The organism is Tsukamurella sp. NPDC003166 (genome assembly GCF_040611135.1).
Classification (GTDB): Bacteria; Actinomycetota; Actinomycetes; order Mycobacteriales; family Mycobacteriaceae; genus Tsukamurella.
This window is the reverse complement of sequence record NZ_JBEXNL010000008.1, coordinates 120373-139972: the sequence shown is the minus strand read 5'-3', so window position 1 is coordinate 139972 and position 19600 is coordinate 120373. Positions and strand designations below refer to the sequence as shown.

The window sequence follows — 19600 nt, the reverse complement described above, 5'->3', positions numbered from 1 at the left end:
ACATCTAGTGTCACACGCGTGCAATTTACACAAGATGCTGTGGATCGCGGTTCACAGGCATCCCCAGATCCTCCACCACGCGTCCACAGCTCCGTCCCCAGGGCGACACGCCCTACGACGTGGCCAGCACCTCCGCGAGGAACTTGCCTGTGTACGAATCGGGCGCGGCCGCCACGTCCTCGGGCGTCCCCTGCGCGACGACGGTGCCGCCCCCGCTTCCGCCTTCCGGCCCCATGTCGACGATCCAGTCGGCGGTCTTGATGACGTCCAGGTTGTGCTCGATGACGATGACCGAGTTCCCCTTGTCGACCAGCCCGTCGATCACCTGCAGGAGCTTCGCGATGTCCTCGAAGTGCAGGCCCGTGGTGGGCTCGTCCAGGATGTAGACGGTGCGACCGTTGGACCGCTTCTGCAGTTCGGCGGCGAGCTTGACGCGCTGCGCCTCGCCGCCGGACAGCGTGGTGGCGGGCTGCCCCAGCCGCACGTAGCCGAGGCCGACCTCGACCAGCGTCTTGAGGTAGCGGTGGATCGAGGTGACCGCCTCGAAGAACTCGGCGGCCTCCTCGATCGGCATGTCCAGCACCTCGGCGATGTTCTTGCCCTTGTAGTGCACTTCGAGCGTCTCGCGGTTGTACCGCGCGCCGTGACAGACCTCGCACGGCACGTACACGTCCGGGAGAAAGTTCATCTCGATCTTGATCGTGCCGTCGCCCGAGCACGCCTCACACCGGCCGCCCTTGACGTTGAACGAGAAGCGCCCGGGCTGGTAACCGCGGACCTTCGCCTCGGTGGTGGCCGCGAACAACGTGCGGATCTTGTCGAAGACGCCCGTATAGGTGGCCGGGTTGGACCGCGGGGTGCGACCGATCGGCGACTGGTCGACCTGCACCAGCTTGTCGAGATCGTCGAGACCCGTGACCCGGCTGTGCCGCCCCGGGACCTGCCGCGCCCCGTTGAGCTTGTTGGCCAGCACGGTCGAGAGGATGTCGTTGACGAGCGTCGACTTGCCCGACCCGGACACGCCGGTGACCGCGGTCAGCACGCCCAGCGGGAACGACACGTCGATGTTCTGCAGGTTGTGCTCGCGCGCGCCGACGACCTTGAGCTGGCGTTTCTTGTCGATCGGGCGCCGGACCGCGGGCACGGGCAGCGCGCGCCGCCCGGACAGGTAGGCGCCGGTCAGCGAGTCCTTGTTCTTGAGCAGCGCCTTGTACGTGCCGCTGTGCACCACGTTGCCGCCGTGCTCACCCGCGTACGGCCCGATGTCGACCACCCAGTCGGCCATGCGGATCGTGTCCTCGTCGTGCTCGACGACGATGAGGGTGTTGCCCAGGTCCCGCAGGCGCACCAGGGTGTCGATGAGGCGGCGGTTGTCGCGCTGATGCAGGCCGATCGACGGCTCGTCGAGCACGTACAGCACGCCCGCGAGGCCGGAGCCGATCTGCGTGGCGAGGCGGATGCGCTGCGCCTCACCGCCGGACAGCGAGCCCGCGGCGCGCGAGAGCGACAGGTACTCCAGGCCAACGTCCAGCAGGAACGCGATGCGGGCCTGCACCTCCTTGAGCACCCGGCCGGCGATCGCGGCCTCGCGCGCGCCGAGCTTCAGGTCGGACAGGTAGTCCGAGCACTCCCCCACCGACATCGCGGAGACGTCGGCGATCGACTTCTCGCCGAACCGCGGGTGATCGAGCGTGACCGCGAGGATCTCGGGCCGCAGCCGCGCGCCGGAACAGGCCGGACACGGCACGTCACGCATGTAGCCCTCGTACCGCTCCTTCATCTGCTCCGACTCCGTGGACTCGAGGCGGCGGTGCAGGAAGGGCATGACGCCCTCGAACTCGGCGTAGTACGAGCGGGTGCGGCCGTACCGGTTGCGGTACTTCACGTGGACCTGGTGCTCGGAGCCCTCGATGACGGCCTTGCGCGCCTTCGCCGGCAGCTCCTTCCACGGGGTGTCCAGGTCGAAACCCATCGCATCGGCCAGGCCGGAGAGCAGGCGCAGGAAGTACTCCGCGCTCTGCCCGGACGACCAGGGGGCGATGGCACCGTCGGCCAAGGACAGCAACGGGTCGGGGACGACGAGCTCCGGGTCGACCTCCTTGCGGACGCCGAGGCCGTCGCACTCCGGGCACGCGCCGTACGGCGAGTTGAACGAGAACGAACGGGGCTCGAGATCGTCGACCGCGATCGGGTGGCCGTTGGGGCAGGCCATCTTCTCCGAGAAGCGCCGCTCCCGCTCGGGATCGTTCTCCTCGCGGTCCACGAAGTCGAGGACGACGATGCCGTCGGCCAGCCGCAAGGCGGTCTCGATCGAGTCGGTGAGGCGCTGCTTGGCGGACGACTTCACCGCGAGCCGGTCCACCACGACCTCGATGTCGTGCTTCTCCTGCTTCTTCAGCTTGGGCGGCTCGGCGAGCGGGTGCACCACCCCGTCGATCCGGGCACGTGAGTAGCCCTGCGTCTGCAGCTGGTTGAACAGATCCACGAACTCGCCCTTGCGGGTGCGGACCACCGGGGCCAGCACCTGGAACCGGGTGCCCTGTTCCATCTCCAGCACCTGGTCCACGATCTGCTGCGGCGTCTGCCGCGCGATGACCGAGCCGCACTCCGGACAGTGCGGGGTTCCCGCGCGCGCGTAGAGCAGACGCAGATAGTCGTACACCTCGGTGATGGTGCCGACGGTGGACCGCGGGTTGCGGTTCGTCGACTTCTGGTCGATCGACACCGCGGGCGAGAGCCCCTCGATGAAGTCGACATCGGGCTTGTCCATCTGGCCGAGGAACTGCCGCGCGTACGCCGACAGTGATTCCACGTAGCGGCGCTGCCCCTCGGCGAAGATCGTGTCGAACGCGAGGCTGGACTTCCCCGAGCCGGACAGCCCGGTGAACACGATCAGGCTGTCGCGCGGGAGGTCCACATCGACACCCCGCAGGTTGTGTTCGCGCGCCCCGCGCACGATCAGGCGATCAGCCACCGTTTTCCTTCCGTCCGCGCTTGCAGGCCCACAGACGGGGCCCGGATCAATGCTAGAGAAGCCCACCGACAAGTTTTGCGCCGCGCGGTACCGTGAGCCCGTGACCACCACGATCAATCAGATCTCCGTCGGCGGTATGGACAACAACGTGTACCTGGTGAGTGATTCCGCCGGCCGCACGCTGCTCATCGACGCGGCCAACGACGCCGAACGGATCCTCGAGTTCGCGCGGGAGACGGGCGGCGTCGAGCTCGTCGTCACCACGCACCGTCACCTCGACCACTGGTACGCGCTCAAGGAGGTCCGGGAGGGGCTCGGCGTGCCGGCCGCCGCCGGCGTCAACGACGCGGAGGGCATCGACGCCCCCACTGACCGCACCCTCGCCGACGGCGAGGTGCTCACGGTCGGCGACCTCGTGTTCGACGTGATCGAGCTGGTCGGGCACACGCCCGGGTCGATCGCGCTGGCGCTCCGCCCCGAGTTCGACGGTGCGCCGGTCCACCTGTTCACCGGCGACAGCCTGTTCCCGGGCGGCGTCGGCAAGACCGGCTCGCCCGAGGACTTCGACCGCCTCTACACCGACGTGACCACCAAGCTCTTCGACCGGTTCGACGACGACACCGTCGTGCACCCCGGTCACGGCAAGGGCACCACCCTCGGCGCCGAGCGCCCGCACCTCGCGGAGTGGCGCGAGCGCGGCTGGTGACCCGGCACGACTCATGATGATCGAAGGAGCATCGCTGCGCCCGTCGCTGCGTTGAACGAGGTGTGCCGATCATCACCAAGGTCCTGACGCGCCGTCACCGCGGCGGTGCCGTGGTCGAGTACATCGAGCACAGCCCGGACCCGACATCCGAGGACGGCACCGCGCGATCGACCTGGATCCGGACGGTGGGCGACGGCGTACCGGTGGTCCTGATCCACGGCCAGTCGATCGATCACCGCATGATGCTCCCGCTCGATCCGGTGATCGCATCGGCGGGTCGGTTCCGGCGCCTGTACATCGACCTGCCCGGCCACGGGCACAGTGAACCCGTCGCTCCGATGACGACCGACGGAATCGTGGACGTGGTCGCGGACCGGCTGCAGTCGATCGTCGGCACCACACCGTTCGCCATCATCGGTGCCTCGTTCGGCGGCGCCGTCGCCGTCGGCGTGGCGGACGCCCTCGGCGACCAGATCCTCGGAACCGCGCTTCTCGCGCCGGCGCTCCTGCCACGTGACCTGCGCGACCTGCCGGAACCGGGCCCCGACGAGGCGAACTCCGACTCCGCGTTCCTGGCCGGCATTCCCGAGCGCGACCGGGCCGCGTTCACAGCAGTCACCGCGCGACGCGATCGCAGCCAGTGGATCCTCTTCGACGAGTACGTCCGGCCCGGCCTGACGGACCACGACGCGCGGGCCGTCGGGGAACTGGCCGCGTGGCAGGCCACGAGCCCGGCCCGCGTGCCGCGCACCCACGGCGGTCGCCACCTCATCATCACCGGCCGGCAGGACACTGTCGTCGGTTGGCGAGATCAGCGGGCACTTCTCGACGCGTACCCCCGTGCGACCTACGTCGTGCTCGACGAGTGCGGACACAATCCGCACCTCGAACGACCACGGGCCGTGGCGGCTCTCGTCGCAGACTGGCTGGATTCCCTCCGGCCGTGAGTTCCGGCACTACGATCGAGACCGTTGTTCCCGCGAACGATCGAGGTGCCCATGACCGGACCCAGGATCCTGATCGCCGGCGCGAGCATCGCCGGTCCCGCGCTCGCCCTCTGGCTCGCGCGCTACGGCGCGGCGGTCACCGTCGTCGAACGGGCCCCCGCGCTCCGCCCCGGCGGCCAAGCGGTCGACGCGCGCGGGGTGGCCCGCGAGGTGATCCGACGGATGGGGCTCGACGAGGCCGTTCGCGCGGCACGCACGGAGACCGCGGGCGCGCGTTTCGTGGACGAGGACGGGACCGTCGTCCAATCCTTCAGCGCGGAGGACGACGGCGGTGACGGCTTCATCGCCGACATCGAGATCCTTCGCGGAGACCTCAGCAAGGTCCTCTACGACGCCACTCACGCCCGGGTCGAGTACGTCTTCGGCGACCGGATCACCGCCCTCGCCCAGGACGCCGACGGCGTGGCCGTCACCTTCGAGCACCGGGCCGGCGATCGGTTCGACCTGGTGATCGGCGCGGACGGCCTGCATTCGTCCCTCCGCGCGCTGGCCTTCGGACCGCACGAGGACCACATCCAGCACCTCGGGCACACGATGGCCTTCTACACCGTGCCCAACGAGTTCGGCCTCGACAGCTGGCTCATCGACTGCATCACGCCCGGCCGGACCGCAGGCCTGCGGCCCATCCGCGACGCGAGGCTCGGCATGGCGCTCTTCTCCTTCGCCTCATCCCAGCCCCAGCCCGAACCCGACGCGAACCGCCGCGATACCGCCGCGCAGAAACGGCTGCTCCGCGAGCGGATGCAGGGCATGGGCTGGCTCACCCCGCGCATCCTCGAGCATCTCGACGACGCCGAGGACTTCTACCTCGACGAGGTCGCCCAGGTGGTGATGGACACCTGGTCCATGGGCCGCGTGGCGCTGCTCGGCGACGCCGCGTTCTGTTCCTCGCCGATGTCGGGCCAGGGAACCAGCCTCGCCCTGGTCGGCGCGTACGTCCTGGCCGGCGAGCTCGCCGCCGCGGAGTGGCGACCGGAGCCCGCATTCGCCGCGTACGAGCGCCTCCTCCGGCCGATGGTCGATGCGAACCAGCAGGTCGCTCGGTGGAACGCGGCCAGCCGCGTGGTCCCTGCACCCGGTGAGCAGCCCGCGACCTCGCCGGAGGACTGGGACACGGCCGTCATCGAGCGCGCGATCAACGGCATCGACCTCCCCGACTACCCGGGGTGAGCAGCCCTACTCACCCTTCTCGGCACCGTCGCCCGTCTTCTTTCCGCCCTTGCCCGTGACCCAGGACAGCAGCTCTCCGACGGCACCGTCGAGCGGGGAGGTTCCGCGCTTCGTCGAATCCTTGCCGCTGATCCACGCGACGAGTCCGCCGAGTGCCGTATTCGTCGCCGAGGGGCGTTCGTCACGTTCGGTCATGATCATCCTCCTGTTGAGTGTTTGATAATCAAACACTACGCTGGAGTGATGCCTCCTGTCGAGAACGACCGTGCGGAACGCGAACGATCGATCGGCCGCACGATGGCGGACCTGCAGGCGTCGATCGACGCCGACGACCAGGCCCTCGCCGATCACCTGGGCATCGGCCGCACTGACCTGCGCTGCCTCGACATCGTGTTCCGACAGGGGCCGCAGCCGGTCCGGCAGCTCGCGCGGCTGATGCGGCTCACGCCGGGCTCCGTCACCACGATGACCGACCGACTCATCGCGGCGGGGTACGTGCACCGCGTGCCGGACCCCACGCACGGCCGGCGGGTCCTGGTCACGCCGACGCCGCACTGCGTCGAGATCATCACCGAACTCTTCGGTGATCGCGTCGCCGAGGCACACGCCGCCCTCGCCCGGTTCGACGACGCGCAACTCGCGGCGATCGAGGAGTTCCTGGGCCGCAGCGTCGCCCGGCACACGACATCCGCCGAGCACCTCCAGGCGCTGGGCAGGCGGCCCCGACCCGGCCGGTGAGGGCGCCCACCCCACGACGGCGACGGATCGTGGACAATGGACGGTCTGATTCATCGCAGCCGCCTACGAGGAGTGCCGTGACCACCGACGCCGTCGACCCCCTGCTCGCCGAGGAGCAGGCCCACCTCGATCGCGTGTACGCCCGGATCGACGCCATGCGGGACACCGCGAACCGTCGGCGGAGCGACAACCTGCAGGAGGTGGGCGAGAACCCGCAGGAGATCTCCGAGCGGGACTCGTACCACCAGCTCTACACCGACGACATCGCGAAGTACGACGCAGCCGAGCAGAACCTGTATTTCGGCCGTCTCGACATGGCCGACCAGGACGGTTCCGTGGACGCCGTCCGGCGCATCGGGCGCATCGGCGTCCTCGACGACGACGAGGATCTGAGCACCCTCCTCCTCGACTGGCGCGCACCGCTCGCGCGCCCGTTCTACCTCGCGACCCCCGCGCAGCCGGACGGCGTCGCCGTCCGCCGCCACGTGCGCACCCGGGGCCGCGACCTCACCGGCGTCGTCGCGGAGCGCCTCACGCTCACGGGCGAGCCTCTCGAAACCGGGCCCGACGGTGCCGAGAACGGCCTGGGCTCGAACGTCGCCGGAGAATCCGCGCTCGTCGAGGCACTGAACCGGGCCCGCACGGGACACATGGCCGACATCGTCGAGACCATCCAGCGCGAGCAGGACGCGATCATCCGCTCCGAGCACCGCGGTGTCCTCGTGGTGCAGGGCGGGCCCGGCACCGGTAAGACCGCGGTCGCGCTGCACCGCGCCGCCTACCTTCTGTACACCTACCGTCAGAACCTCTCCCGCACCGGCGTTCTCATCGTCGGACCCAACGAGACCTTCCTCACGTACATCAGCCAGGTGCTGCCGAGCCTCGGCGAGACGGGCGTGCTCCTGAGCACGATCGGCGACCTGTACCCGGGGGTGATCGCCGTCCTCGACGACACCGCGGCCGCGGCCCGGCTCAAGGGCTCGACCGACATGGTGGAGGTCTGCAAGCAGGCGGTGCGCGGCTGGCAGACGGTGCCCGAGGAGCCGATCGTCCTGAAGTTCGACGGGTACCCGCTCACGCTCGACAAGAAGATCGCGACCCGCGCCCGCGGCCGCGCACGCAGCTCGCGGCGTCCGCACAACACCGCTCGCGCGATCTTCCGGCAGTCCGCGCTCGATGCGCTGGCCGCCCAGCACGCGGCGACCATCGGTTCGTCGGTCGTGGACAACACGATGCTGCTCTCCCGCACCGACATCAGCGACATCCGCGACGAGCTCGCACAGGACCGCGAGGTGCTCGGCGCACTCGATGCACTGTGGCCCGCGCTGACACCGCAGCGCGTGTTGACGGAGCTCCTCCGCGACGAAGACCGCCTGGCCGAGGCCGCGCCGGACCTCACGGACGCCGAGCGCGCCGAGCTCCGTCGGGACCTGACGACGGGGGCCGGCGGCAAACCCGCCTTCTCCCCCGCCGACGCACCGCTGCTCGACGAGATCGCGGAGTACCTCGGCGACGACGACGTCGACGCGGACGAGGCCGAACGGCAGTGGCGGCAACGCCTCGAGGAGGCGCAGGAGGCGCTCGACATCCTCACCGGCTCGGCGCCACAGGATCTCGACGACGAGTTCGACGCCGAAATCCTCATGGCCTACGACCTCATCGACGCCGAGCAGCTCGCGCAGCGACAGACGGTGCGCGAGTTCAACACCACCGCCGATCGGGCCCGCGACGACCGCACCTGGACCTTCGGTCACATCATCGTCGATGAGGCACAGGAACTCTCGGCGATGGCGTGGCGAATGCTGATGCGGCGCAGCCCGAACCGGTGGATGACGCTGGTGGGCGACACCGCGCAGACCGGCGACGCCGCCGGAATGACCAGCTGGAATCAGGCGCTGGACCCGTACGTTCCCGGCCGGTTCAAGGTCGCCGAACTCACCGTGAACTACCGCACGCCGAAGGAGATCATGGATCTCGCTGCGGACGTGCTGGCCGAGATCGACCCGACGCTGGCCCCGCCGACCTCGGTACGGTCCGGTGCCAGGCCGCCGCGGCTCGTCCGCGTCGACGGTGCCGCCGGCCGGCAGGCGCTCGTCGAGACGGTGCGGACGGAGCTGCCGGACGATCCCGACCGGCTCACGGCGGTCCTGGCACCGTCGAACCTGGTGGCGCCCCTGCGCCGCCTGACGGGGCCGAACGTGCGCGTGATGGGGGTCCGGGACGCCAAGGGCCTCGAGTTCGACCACGTGATCGTGGTGGAGCCTGGACTGATCGTGGGCGAGCCCGCCGATGTCGAGTTCGACCGAGGGCTGCGGGATCTGTACGTGGCAGTGACGCGAGCGACCCAGACGCTGACCGTGGTCGCGTCCGGGTCGCTGCCGCGCGCGCTGCGCGCTCTGGAGGGCTGAGCCCCCAGCGGGTTGCTACGTGGTGTGGACGATGAGGATGTCCACGGAGGTCTTGCGGGCGGCGTCGGAGGGCACCGAGCCCAGCAGACGACCGGTCAGGGAGTTCATCCCCTTGTTGCCCACGACCAGCAGGGCCGGCTCGGGCAGGGACTTCACCAGGTCGAGCAGCGCGTCGACCGGCTGGCCCTTGATGGCCCGCTTCTCGACGTTCTCGGCGCCGGCCTTGAGCGCGCGCCCCTCGGCGGTGCGCAGCATGTCGTTGACGGGGTTCGCACCCTGCAGCTGGTACGCGTCAGCGCCCAGGGCGTCGGCGGCGGCCGGGTCAGCGCCCTCGCTCGGCAGGAATGCGCAGGCGATCACCAGCTTCGCGCCGGCGGACAGCGCAGCGGCGCGCTCCACTGCGCGCAGCGACGACTCCGAACCGTCGGTACCGACGACGATCGTGCTGTAGCCACTCATCGAGTCTCCTCTTTCTCTAGATTGCTCTAGCGGACGTCCACCAGGTTGGAATGGCCTGGCATACTTCTCCGACACAATAGCCCCATCCGGCCCGGGAACAGGCAGTTTGCGGCGCGGAACACACCGAAGCGCCCGATGTAGCCGGATTCGCAGGTCATTGCAAACCTGCCGCGTCCATTCCGCGTAGTTCCTTCTTCAGATCCGCGATCTCGTCGCGAATGCGCCCGGCCAGCTCGAATTGCAGTTCCCGCGCGGCATTCATCATCTGATCGGTGAGTTCGGCGATCAGGTCGGCGAGCTCGGCGCGCGGCATCGACTTCACGTCCTCCCCCTCGTACATCCCGGCGCTCACCGCCGACACCGACCGCAGCTCCCCCTGGGCGCGCCGCCCGCGGGTGGCATTGCGGCCGGACCCGCCGATGGCCTGCTCGGTGTCCTCCGCCTCCGTGTACACCTGGTCGAGGATGTCGGCGATCTTCTTGCGCAGCGGCTTCGGGTCGACGCCCATCTTCGTGTTGTACGCGATCTGCTTCTCGCGGCGGCGGTCCGTCTCCTCGATGGCCACGCGCATCGAGTCGGTCACCTTGTCGGCGTACATGTGCACCTCGCCCGACACGTTGCGGGCCGCGCGACCGATAGTCTGGATGAGCGACGTGGTGGAGCGCAGGAAGCCCTCCTTGTCGGCATCGAGAATCGCCACCAGGGACACTTCGGGCAGATCGAGGCCCTCGCGGAGCAGGTTGATGCCCACGAGTACGTCGTACTCGCCGAGCCGCAGTTGCCGCAGCAGCTCCACGCGGCGCAGCGTGTCGATGTCGCTGTGCAGGTACCGGACCCGGATGCCCGCGTCCAACAGGTAGTCGGTGAGATCCTCCGCCATCTTCTTGGTGAGGGTGGTGACCAGTACCCGCTCGTCCTTCTCGGTGCGCTCGCGGATCTCGTGGATGAGGTCGTCGATCTGGCCCTTGGTCGGCTTGATCACCACCTCGGGATCGACCAAACCGGTGGGCCGGATCACCTGCTCGACGAATTCTCCGCCCGTCTGTCCGAGCTCGTACTGGCCCGGTGTGGCCGAGAGGTAGACCGTTTGCCCGACGCGACTCTCGAATTCGTCCCAGGTGAGCGGCCGGTTGTCGACGGCGGAGGGCAGACGGAAGCCGAAGTCCACGAGATTGCGCTTGCGCGAGGCGTCACCCTCGAACATCGCACCGATCTGCGGGACCGTGACGTGCGATTCGTCGATCACCAGGAGGAAGTCCTCCGGGAAGTAGTCGATCAACGTGGCCGGCGCCGAGCCGGCCTCGCGCCCGTCGATGTGGCGGCTGTAGTTCTCGATGCCGGAGCAGAACCCGACCTGGCGCATCATCTCCACGTCGTACTGGGTGCGCATGCGCAGCCGCTGTGCCTCGAGCAGTTTGCCCTGCCGCTCGAACTCCGCGAGCCGCTCCTCGAGCTCGGCCTCGATGCCGTCGATCGCGCGGGCCATCCGCTCGGGGCCGGCGACGTAGTGCGTCGCGGGGAAGATCCGCAGGTTCTCGACCTCGCGCACGATGTCGCCCGTGAGGGGGTGCAGGTAGTAGAGCGCCTCGATCTCGTCCCCGAAGAACTCGATCCGGATCGCGAGCTCCTCGTATGAGGGGATGATCTCGACCGTGTCACCCCGGACGCGGAACGAACCGCGGGTGAACGCCGTGTCGTTGCGGCTGTACTGCACGTCCACCAGCAGCCGCAGCAGCGCGTCCCGATCCACCTCCATGCCGACCTCGAGCTGCACCGAGCGATCCAGATAGCTCTGCGGGGTGCCGAGGCCGTAGATGCACGAGACGGACGCGACCACCACCACGTCGCGCCGGGACAGCAGCGACGACGTGGCCGAGTGCCGCAGCCGCTCGACGTCGTCGTTGATCGACGAGTCCTTCTCGATGTACGTATCGGACTGCGCGATGTACGCCTCGGGCTGGTAGTAGTCGTAGTACGAGACGAAGTACTCGACCGCGTTGTGCGGCAGCATCGCCCGCAGTTCGTTCGCGAGCTGCGCGGCCAGGGTCTTGTTCGGCGCCATGATGAGCGTGGGCCGCTGCACCTTCTCGATCAGCCACGCGGTGGTGGCCGACTTACCTGTGCCGGTGGCACCCAGCAGCACCACGTCCCGCTCCCCCGCCTTCAGGCGCCGTTCGAGGTCCGCGATGGCCGTGGGCTGATCCCCCGCCGGCTCGTACTCACTGACCACCGTGAACTCCGCCGCCGACCGCTCGATCTCCCCGATCGGCCGATGCTCGGAGTGCGCCACCACCGGTTGTTCCGCCGCGAATGCCATGAGACCAGCGTATGCCGCGACACTGACAAGTTCTGTCGCCGCCGAGGTTCTCGGTCACCGAGAATCGCCGCCGACGGTGTGATGCCAGTCATACCGTGGCGCCGTACACCAGAAAGCCCGAAGGAGATTCCCGACAGATGCTGACCAACCGCCGCGTCGTCACCGGTCACAACGAGGAGGGCGCGTCCTGCGTCGTCTTCGACAGCACGATGGACGCACTGCCCCTCCCCTACCCGCCCGTCGCCCTCGCCTGGGTCACCGACGGACTCGTCGCGAGCAACGAGGGCTCCGACGACACGTGCACCGCCGTTCCCAGCATCGAACTGTGGAACGCGCACAACGCGAAGTTCATCCTGATGGAGATGCAGCCGGGCGACGAACACCCGACGCACCAGACGGACACGGTCGACTTCGCGGTCGTCCTGAGCGGGCACGTCCGCCTCACCCTCGACACCGAGGAGGTGATCCTCGGCCCCGGCGACCTCATGGTCGACCGCGGGGCGCGGCACGCCTGGAACGTCCACGGCAACGAGCCCGCCGTCATGGTGGCCGTGATCGTCCCGGCCCATCCCCGTTCCGGAAAGGACGCATGATGCCCACCCTCACCACCGCCGAGCTCGCCCAGGCCTGGTTCGACACCCTGTCGGACAGTCGGGCGCACGCCGCGCTCTGCTCGGAGGACTGCACGATCTGGCACAGCTTCGACGACAAGACGATCGGGCTCCAGGCCGCCGTCGCCGCCGTCGCCGATCACGGCGGTCACCCGCCCAAGTCGAACGAGCGGTTCACCCTGATGGACGGCGGGTTCGTGGTCCAGTACTCGGCGCCGCTGCGCGGCAAGACGGTCCACATCTGCGCCGTGATCCGTGCCGAGAACGGCAAGGTGACCAGCATCGAGGAGTACATCGGCCCGGAGTACGACCTGTGAGCCCCGAACGCACCCGGGTCGTCGTGACCTCGGTGACCGAGTCGGGCGGGTCCCGCCTGGAGGACCTCACGGTCGAGCAGACGATCAACCGCGGGCCGGACGGTGAGGTGCTGTTCTCCGGCACCTTCCTCTGGGGCACACCCGATGGCATCGATCGGGTCGGTCCGGATCACGACCTACCATCGACGACGGTTCCCTTCTTCCCCGGCCCCGGCGGCCACCGCTTCTACCTGTTCACCTTCATGCCGGAGAGCGACGAGAGACAGTCCGTGAGCCGCGCCGCGATCGACGGCGACACCTTCGTCGGCTTGGCGGACACCGTGGACGACTCCGACGCCGGGCGGCACCGGTCGGACACCGTCGACTACGCCTACGTCGTCTCGGGCCGGGTGACGCTCGAGACGGACGACGGGCAGGTCGACCTGGGCCCCGGAGACACGGTCGTGCAGCGCGGCACGTGGCACACCTGGCGGAACACCGGCACGGAACCGTGCGTCGTGGCCTGCGTGCTGATCGGTGCGGAGCGCACCTGACCGGGGCGATCAGTCGCGGCGGGCCACGATGACGTCGCGGGTGATCACCCGGTCCACGCGGTGCCGCAGGTCGTCGTACCCGGGCCCGTCCAGCACCGTCAGGCCGGCGGACTCCAGCACCCGGCCCACCTGGTCCCGCGGCGCGACCCGGGTGTTCCAGGCCAGCCCCATCGCGCCACCGGTGCGCAACCGGGTCGCCCACCCCGGGAGCGCGGCCTCCAGCAGTTCGAGGGGGTTCCGCACGAGGCCGCGGGGCCCCCGGCTGCCGTGCTGCACGCCGTAGGGCAGGTCGCCGATCAGCACGTCGACGGTGCCGGGCTTGACCAGTTGGGAGGTCAGCAGTGTGTCGGCGGCGTAGAAGGTCAGGCGTTGCTTCTGCCCCGCCAGGTAGTCGGCCTTGTCGGCCGCGAAGTCCACCGCGTACTTCTTGGCGATCACCGACTTCTCGCGGCGCACCGGGGTGGTCGAGGCGGCGTGCTTGAACCGGTGGTCCTTGAGCCAGGTGGTGAAGAACGAGCTGTAGAGCTCGAAGTCCTTGGTGTCGATGTCCACGCCGGTCACCGGCAGCCCGTACATCACGGCCTGACTCAGGGTGGTGCCGCGGCCGCACACGGGGTCGAGGACGTGCAGCGACCCGTCGAGCACGCCCTCGGGCCTGGCCGTCGACGCCGCGGTCGCGTTGAGCACGAGCCTCGTGAACTGCTCGTTCGTCTTGCCCTGGTACTTGAGGATGGTCAGCAGGTCCGACGGGTACCTGTCGGGCGAGGGCACGGCGACGGGCCGCAGCCGGTCACCGTCGACCTCGAAGAGCGCGTAGAACGCCGAGGTCAGGCCGAGGAATCCCAGGTCCTGCTGGGTCAGTTCGTCGGCCTCGAAGGCGAGGTACTCCACGCCGGCCAGCGTCTCGGTCCCGACGGTGCCGATCCGCCCGTCGAGCGCGGCGCGGCTCAGCACGGTCAGCTCGGCGCGCACCATGGAGGCAGCCGCCTCGGCGTAGACGCGGTTGGCGGCGGGGGCGGGGAGAAGCGCGTAGCGAGGCACCCGGGAATCCTAGCGAGGCGTCGTATCGTGGACGAATGGACGCGGACGAGACCTTCGAGCTCACCGTCGACGGCGCCGCGGCGATCGGTGCGATCGGCGGCGGGTGGCTGGATCTGACGATGCTCGACGCCGCGGAGGACGCGGTACCGGCGCTGCTCGACGCCGCGCGGGAGCGCGCCACGGGCCAGGACGGGATCCTGGTCCGCACGCACCACGAGGCGCTCTCGGCACTGCTGCGGCGCCACGGCTTCCGTCCCTCCGGCGCCGTGGTCGGCCGGCCGCGGGGCGGGACCGAGGTCACCCTGGTGCTCCGCCTCACCGCCGACCCCGCGGTGGACGACGGCGCGATCCATCCGCCCAAGCGCGAGGTGTTGGACCCGCCGGCGATGACGAACACCGACCCGAAGGGGTTCGTGCGTGAGGTCGAGGAGTTCCGGGAGACGACCTTCGGCCTGTACATGTACCGCCGGTCGGACCATCCGAAGTTCGACGCGCTCGAGTCCTGGCTGCTCCCGGCGTTCGACCTGCGGGCCAACATCTTCCATTTCACCCCCGGCAACGAGCGGGACCAGCGGGTCTACCTCGACGTCGCGCGGGTACGACGCGACGGGAACCTGTGGCGCACCGAGGACTGGTACCTCGACCTGGTCGAACACCCGGGCCGCCCGATCGAACTGATCGACGTCGACGAGCTCGTGGCCGCGACCTCCGCCGACCTTGTGAGCGCACAGGATGCGGAACGCGCGATCCGCGCCGCCACTCGCGCCGTCGCCGGGGTCACGGCGCACGGGCACGACGTGGACGCGTGGCTCGCCGCGGAGGGCGCGCCGATCACGTGGCGCTGAGGAATTCCGGAGTTACGAGAGGTCTCGGAAGGCCAACGCGAATCCGACGATCGCCATCACGGCGGCCACGACGTAGCCGATGATCGACCACCACCCGAGGTGGTAGTAGGCGGTGACCGCGACCACGGCCATGCCGGCGAAGACCAGCACCATGCCGTACAGCGGCGGTCGTGAGGCGTCGCGGTACCGGTCGTAGAAGCGACGCAACCACGACGGCTTTCCGCTGCCCCCGTCGACCGGCACGTTGGCAACGACGGGGAACTCACCGGTGTAACCCTCGCGGGCGCGGGCCTCCTCGATCACGCGGCCCCGCACGAGGTACCAGCCGCCGACGAGCATCGGGACGATGACGACCAGGCTGGCCACCGTCCACGTCCCGATCGGCCGGTCGAAGCCCATCAGCACGAGGACCGCGAACAGGAAGGCGAGCGTGAGGTACGCCGACCACGGCGCCAGGGGCATCCGGAACGCCGGCCTGGTCATGCGCCCGGCATCGGCCTCGCTCTTGAGCTTCATCTGGCAGAGCACGATGGTCGCCCAGGAGGAGAGGATGCCGAGTGCCGAGACGTTGAGGACGATCTCGAACGCCTGTCCGGGGTTGAACGCGTTGAGCACCACGCCGAACAGGCAGATCACCGCGGTCAGCAGGATGCCGCCGTAGGGCACGCCGTGCTTGGACATCACGCCCGTGAACTTCGGGCCGCTGCCGTTCATCGCCATCGATCGCAGGATCCGGCCGGTCGAGTACAGGCCCGCGTTGAGGCTCGAGAAGGCCGCCGTGAGCACCACGACGTTCATCAGGTCGCCGGCCCCCTCGAAGCCGAGCTTCGAGAAGAAGGTGACGAACGGGCTCTCCTTGCCGGAGTACTCCGTGTAGGGCAGCAGCAGCGCCAGGAGCACGATCGACCCGACGTAGAAGATCGCGATGCGGGCGATCACCGAGTTGATCGCGCGCGGCATGACCTTCTCGGGGTTCTCGGTCTCGCCGGCCGCGGTGCCCACGAGTTCGACTGCGGCGTATGCGAAGACCACGCCCGAGGTCACGACGACCAGGGGCAGCACGCCGGTCGGGAACCAGCCGCCGTGATGCGAGACCATGCCGAGTCCGGTGCTCGCGCCCTGGATCTCGTAGCGGCCGGCGAGGAAGACGGTGCCGACCACGAGGAACGCGACCAGCGCGACGACCTTGATCAGCGCCGCCCAGAACTCCATCTCACCGAACAGCTTGACGGACACCAGGTTCACCGAGAGGACGATGACGAGCGCGATCAGCGCCAGCAGCCACTGCGGAATAGGGTCGAAGGCCTTCCAGAAGTGGAAGTAGGTCGCGATCGCCGTGGTGTCGACGATCGCGGTCATCGCCCAGTTCAGGAAGTACATCCACCCGGCGACGAATGCCGCCTTCTCGCCGTAGAACTCGCGTGCGTAGGAGACGAAGGAGCCCGACGAGGGGCGGTGCAGCACCAGCTCGCCCATGGCGCGGAGGATGAGGAAGACGAAGACGCCGCACACCGCGTAGACCAGGAACAGTCCGGGCCCGGCGTCCCGGAGGCGCCCGCCGGCGCCGAGGAACAGGCCGGTACCGATCGCGCCGCCGATCGCGATCATCTGCAGCTGGCGCGGCTTGATGCCCTTGTTGTAGCCCTCGTCCTCGCGGGAGATCGCCGCCGGCTGAGGTGGTGGTGCGGCACTGGATCGCGTCTCGGACATCTGCACCTCGTCTCGTCGAAAGGCTTCGCACCGGGAAATGCGAAGCATTCCTCAGTGTGTACCCGATCGAACGACCCCGTGCGACGATCGCCGCGGACACGCGGGCGCGAGCATCGACGACTCAGCGGAGTCCGACATTTCGCCGGACGCGGCCGTACCCGCTGGGAGCTACGCCTCGACGCGCACCGTCACCGCGCGGCCCGGGTCGGAGCCCTCGAACAGGCCCGCACCGACCGGAGCGAAGCCGGCGTCGGCGAGCCGATCGGCGACCGCCTCCACGGCGACACCGTCGGCGAGCTTCACGGTGGCGGCGGCACCGTCGGCGGTGACGGAGGTCGCGTCCGCGCCGAGGGTGACCCACAGCCGCCCGACGAGCCGCTCGGCGTACGCCGGGTCGTCGAGCCGTGGGGCCCCGTCGGCCGGACGATGCGCCGCGACGTTCGCGGCGAAGGGCGCGATGCGCTCGGCCCACAGTGCGCGGACCGCGGCGCGGGTCTCCTCCTCGGTGCCGGTGTTCTCCAGCCACACGTCGGCGACGGCCCGGCGCTGCTCGTCGGTGGCCTGCGCGGCGATGCGGGCGCGCGCGTCGGCCTCGTCCATCCCGCGCGAGCCGACGAGCCGCCGGACCCGCTCCTCCTCGTCGACCCAGACGATGATCACCAGGTGGAACATCGGCGCCACCTTGATCTCGACGAGCAGCGGAGTGTCCTGCACGATCACGGCGTCGGGGTCGGCCGCGTCGATCAGCTCCTGCCCGCGAGCACGTACCAGCGGGTGGGTGATCGCGTTGAGCTTCTCGCGGGACTCGTCGTCGGAGAAGGCGATCGCGGCGAGGGCGGGGCGGTCGAGGCTGCCGTCCTCGGCGAGGATCCCGTCCCCGAAGGCCTCGACGAGTGCGGCGAGCCCCGGCGTGCCCGGCTCGACGACCTCCCGGGCGATCTTGTCGCCGTCCACGATCACGGCGCCGAGGGCGGCGAGTTCCTTCGCCACCGTCGACTTGCCCGCGCCGATGCCACCCGTGAGTCCGATCCGCAACATGCCCCTCAGACTAGTGAGTCACGCCGACCCCGGTGACGCCCGACACCTCGTCGGGGGTGTGCTCGAGCACGTTGCGCCGCCGCTCCGTGCCCGACGGGATGTCGATGGCGACGATCGACTTGGTGGCGGGCTCCGTGACGAACGCGGTGGACCCCAGCGTGAACACCGCCGGCCGCGGCTCCTGCCAGTTCGCGTCCTCGGTCCACGGCGCCGTGGCCCTCACCTCTCGTGTCACCGTTCCCGTCTCGGGGTCGAGGATGCGGAGCATCCCGTCTGTGCCGAGCACGAGTGCCTCACCGAACTGACCGCGCGCGAGGGAGCGGAAGCTGTAGGACGCGGGCAGGTCGACGAGCTTCACGGCACCGGTGCGGGTGTCGATGAGGCTGATCCGGGTCGGACGCTCCGGTTTCGCCGCCTTGTCCACCTTGTAGTCGCCCAGGACCACGGCGTGCGCCTCGGTGGCCGCCACATTGCCGGTCCGCGCGTATCCCGGCGTCGGCGCGGGCGTCTTGGTGATCTCGTTTCCGCGCACGACGAGCACGCCGTCCTCGCAGCCGAAGACCACGACACCGCCCTCGGCCGCGCCCTCGCCGTGCACGCCCGGACACTGATCGCTCTGGGCGACGGTCCGCCGCTCGTGGTCGAGGATCGCGACACCCGTGCGCGACTTCTCATCGCCGACGGTGACCAGCATCGACCCGTCCGCGCGTTCCACGGCGACGCCGTGGTGCGGCTTCGGCGCCGTGTAGGTCGCGCGGGGCGCGTTCGGGTCGGCCACCGCACCGGACAGGACGGAGGTCACCGCACCGGTGCCGTCCGCGAACAGCACGGTCCGGCCGTCGTGGCGCACCACGTGGCCGGGTTCGGGCGCCTCGATCCGGATGTCCGTACGACGCGGCGCAGCGGTGTAGAAGTGCTGATGGTCGCCGTGCGGGACGGACCATGCTCCGAGGTCGAGGAGCCGGAATTCCGTGCCCTCGGAGAGGAACACGTGCCGCCCGTCCCCGGCGGGGTTCGCCCGGAGATAGCCCTCGCCGGGGATGTCGGCGACCTTCTGCAGGGAGGTGGCGTCGACGATCTCGACACCGCCCTCGTAGGTGATCGCGAGCCGCGGCGCGGCCCGGCGTTGTTCGGTGGCTCCGCCGGGCGCGTCGGCGTCCGAACCCGCCGCCGCCGACGACGGCGACGGGCCCGACGTGGACGCGGAGCAGCCCGCCGCGACGAATGCGGCGATGAGTACAGGAACGGTCATGCGGAGGTAATGAGACATGACGCAGAGTGTCATCGCCGACCAAATTCATTGTCAAAGCGACGTATCACAACATTCGCATACTCCGAATGGGGAACCCCGGCGACTGCGCCCTAAGCGACCGATTCGCTCACCAGATAGGAACCCACACTCTTCACCTTTCCCGCCTGAACACGGAAGGTCACACTGCGCCCCGCCCAGAAGTGATTCCCCACCCGAGTCGAGGCCGTGATCTTCCAATCCTTCCCGGTCTGCAGCCGCCAGTGCAGGCAACCGTCGATGCTCTTGAACGGCCCGACGCGAGCGGAATCGCTCACGGCGTACTGCTCGTAGCGGTAGTCTGCGCCACCCGTGACCCGAGCACAGACCTTCGCTTCCCCGTACGTGGCCGCCTGCACCGGTGCGGCCACGGCGATCGAACCGAGCGCGATGACGACCGCGCCCGAGGCGGTGAACAGTCGTACCATGTGTGCACTC

The 19600-nt window shown here is 69.4% G+C and carries 18 protein-coding genes; 9 read left to right on the top strand and 9 right to left on the bottom strand.

All coding sequences use genetic code 11. The features are described 5' to 3' along the window. Positions 1-112: 112 nt before the first annotated feature. On the bottom strand, positions 113-2974 hold the full coding sequence (gene uvrA / locus ABZX10_RS11830) for an excinuclease ABC subunit UvrA (protein ID WP_355539188.1): 2862 nt from the start codon (positions 2972-2974) through the stop codon (positions 113-115). A gap of 136 nt (positions 2975-3110) precedes the next feature. Between uvrA and ABZX10_RS11825 the strand changes: the two genes are divergently transcribed. The 3 genes from ABZX10_RS11825 (at position 3111) to ABZX10_RS11815 (ending at position 5857) form a co-directional block, all read left to right on the top strand. Further along, on the top strand, positions 3111-3680 hold the full coding sequence (locus ABZX10_RS11825; RefSeq protein ID WP_355539331.1) for an MBL fold metallo-hydrolase: 570 nt from the start codon (positions 3111-3113) through the stop codon (positions 3678-3680). 62 nt (positions 3681-3742) lie between these two features. After that, complete coding sequence (locus ABZX10_RS11820; RefSeq protein WP_355539185.1) at positions 3743-4627, top strand: alpha/beta hydrolase; 885 nt, start codon at positions 3743-3745, stop codon at positions 4625-4627. Positions 4628-4678: 51 nt separating this feature from the next. Further along, positions 4679-5857, top strand: a complete 1179-nt coding sequence (locus ABZX10_RS11815) for an FAD-dependent monooxygenase (RefSeq protein WP_355539182.1) — start codon at positions 4679-4681, stop codon at positions 5855-5857. A 6-nt stretch (positions 5858-5863) separates the two neighbouring features. Here the strand turns inward: ABZX10_RS11815 and ABZX10_RS11810 are convergent, their stop codons facing one another. Further along, positions 5864-6052, bottom strand: a complete 189-nt coding sequence (locus ABZX10_RS11810) for a hypothetical protein (protein ID WP_355539179.1) — start codon at positions 6050-6052, stop codon at positions 5864-5866. A 48-nt stretch (positions 6053-6100) separates the two neighbouring features. Between ABZX10_RS11810 and ABZX10_RS11805 the strand changes: the two genes are divergently transcribed. Then, the gene (locus ABZX10_RS11805) at positions 6101-6595 is read left to right on the top strand and encodes a MarR family transcriptional regulator (RefSeq protein WP_355539176.1); all 495 of its coding nucleotides are present in this window, start codon (positions 6101-6103) and stop codon (positions 6593-6595) included. Between the two features lie 77 nt (positions 6596-6672). Continuing rightward, positions 6673-9003: an ATP-binding domain-containing protein gene (locus tag ABZX10_RS11800; protein WP_355539173.1), complete on the top strand. Its 2331-nt coding sequence runs from the start codon at positions 6673-6675 to the stop codon at positions 9001-9003. 15 nt (positions 9004-9018) lie between these two features. Here the strand turns inward: ABZX10_RS11800 and ABZX10_RS11795 are convergent, their stop codons facing one another. Together ABZX10_RS11795 and uvrB are read right to left on the bottom strand one after the other, a co-directional pair. Next, positions 9019-9462 carry a universal stress protein gene (locus ABZX10_RS11795; RefSeq protein ID WP_355539170.1) on the bottom strand — a complete coding sequence of 148 codons (444 nt, stop codon included), beginning with the start codon at positions 9460-9462 and terminating at the stop codon, positions 9019-9021. Between the two features lie 154 nt (positions 9463-9616). Beyond that, complete coding sequence (gene uvrB, locus ABZX10_RS11790; RefSeq protein ID WP_355539167.1) at positions 9617-11779, bottom strand: excinuclease ABC subunit UvrB; 2163 nt, start codon at positions 11777-11779, stop codon at positions 9617-9619. Between the two features lie 137 nt (positions 11780-11916). On the opposite strand from uvrB, the gene ABZX10_RS11785 reads away from it, so the two are divergent. Genes ABZX10_RS11785 through ABZX10_RS11775 form a run of 3 tightly spaced genes read left to right on the top strand, consistent with a single transcriptional unit; the run spans position 11917 to position 13240 of the window. After that, positions 11917-12372 (top strand): cupin domain-containing protein, encoded by a 456-nt coding sequence (locus ABZX10_RS11785; RefSeq protein WP_355539164.1) that lies wholly within the window; start codon positions 11917-11919, stop codon positions 12370-12372. Continuing rightward, positions 12372-12707, top strand: coding sequence for a hypothetical protein (locus ABZX10_RS11780; protein ID WP_355539161.1), 336 nt, complete (start codon positions 12372-12374; stop codon positions 12705-12707). The genes ABZX10_RS11785 and ABZX10_RS11780 overlap by 1 nt, the downstream gene beginning before the upstream one ends. Next, complete coding sequence (locus tag ABZX10_RS11775) at positions 12704-13240, top strand: cupin domain-containing protein (protein WP_355539158.1); 537 nt, start codon at positions 12704-12706, stop codon at positions 13238-13240. Before ABZX10_RS11780 ends, ABZX10_RS11775 begins: the two co-directional genes overlap by 4 nt. A gap of 9 nt (positions 13241-13249) precedes the next feature. On the opposite strand, the gene ABZX10_RS11770 is transcribed toward ABZX10_RS11775, so the two are convergent. Further along, positions 13250-14281: an SAM-dependent methyltransferase gene (locus ABZX10_RS11770; RefSeq protein WP_355539155.1), complete on the bottom strand. Its 1032-nt coding sequence runs from the start codon at positions 14279-14281 to the stop codon at positions 13250-13252. A 35-nt stretch (positions 14282-14316) separates the two neighbouring features. Between ABZX10_RS11770 and ABZX10_RS11765 the strand changes: the two genes are divergently transcribed. Next, entirely contained in the window at positions 14317-15126 is an 810-nt protein-coding gene (locus ABZX10_RS11765) for a DUF402 domain-containing protein (RefSeq protein ID WP_355539152.1), read from the top strand. 12 nt (positions 15127-15138) lie between these two features. Here ABZX10_RS11765 and ABZX10_RS11760 read toward each other — a convergent pair whose 3' ends face one another. From ABZX10_RS11760 to ABZX10_RS11745, 4 genes are all read right to left on the bottom strand, one after another. Continuing rightward, the gene (locus tag ABZX10_RS11760; protein WP_355539149.1) at positions 15139-16836 is read right to left on the bottom strand and encodes an amino acid permease; all 1698 of its coding nucleotides are present in this window, start codon (positions 16834-16836) and stop codon (positions 15139-15141) included. A gap of 168 nt (positions 16837-17004) precedes the next feature. After that, entirely contained in the window at positions 17005-17874 is an 870-nt protein-coding gene (gene coaE / locus ABZX10_RS11755; RefSeq protein ID WP_355539146.1) for a dephospho-CoA kinase, read from the bottom strand. 10 nt (positions 17875-17884) lie between these two features. Beyond that, entirely contained in the window at positions 17885-19144 is a 1260-nt protein-coding gene (locus tag ABZX10_RS11750) for a hypothetical protein (RefSeq protein WP_355539144.1), read from the bottom strand. 92 nt (positions 19145-19236) lie between these two features. Further along, positions 19237-19590: a hypothetical protein gene (locus ABZX10_RS11745; RefSeq protein ID WP_355539141.1), complete on the bottom strand. Its 354-nt coding sequence runs from the start codon at positions 19588-19590 to the stop codon at positions 19237-19239. Between the last annotated feature and the right edge of the window lie 10 nt (positions 19591-19600).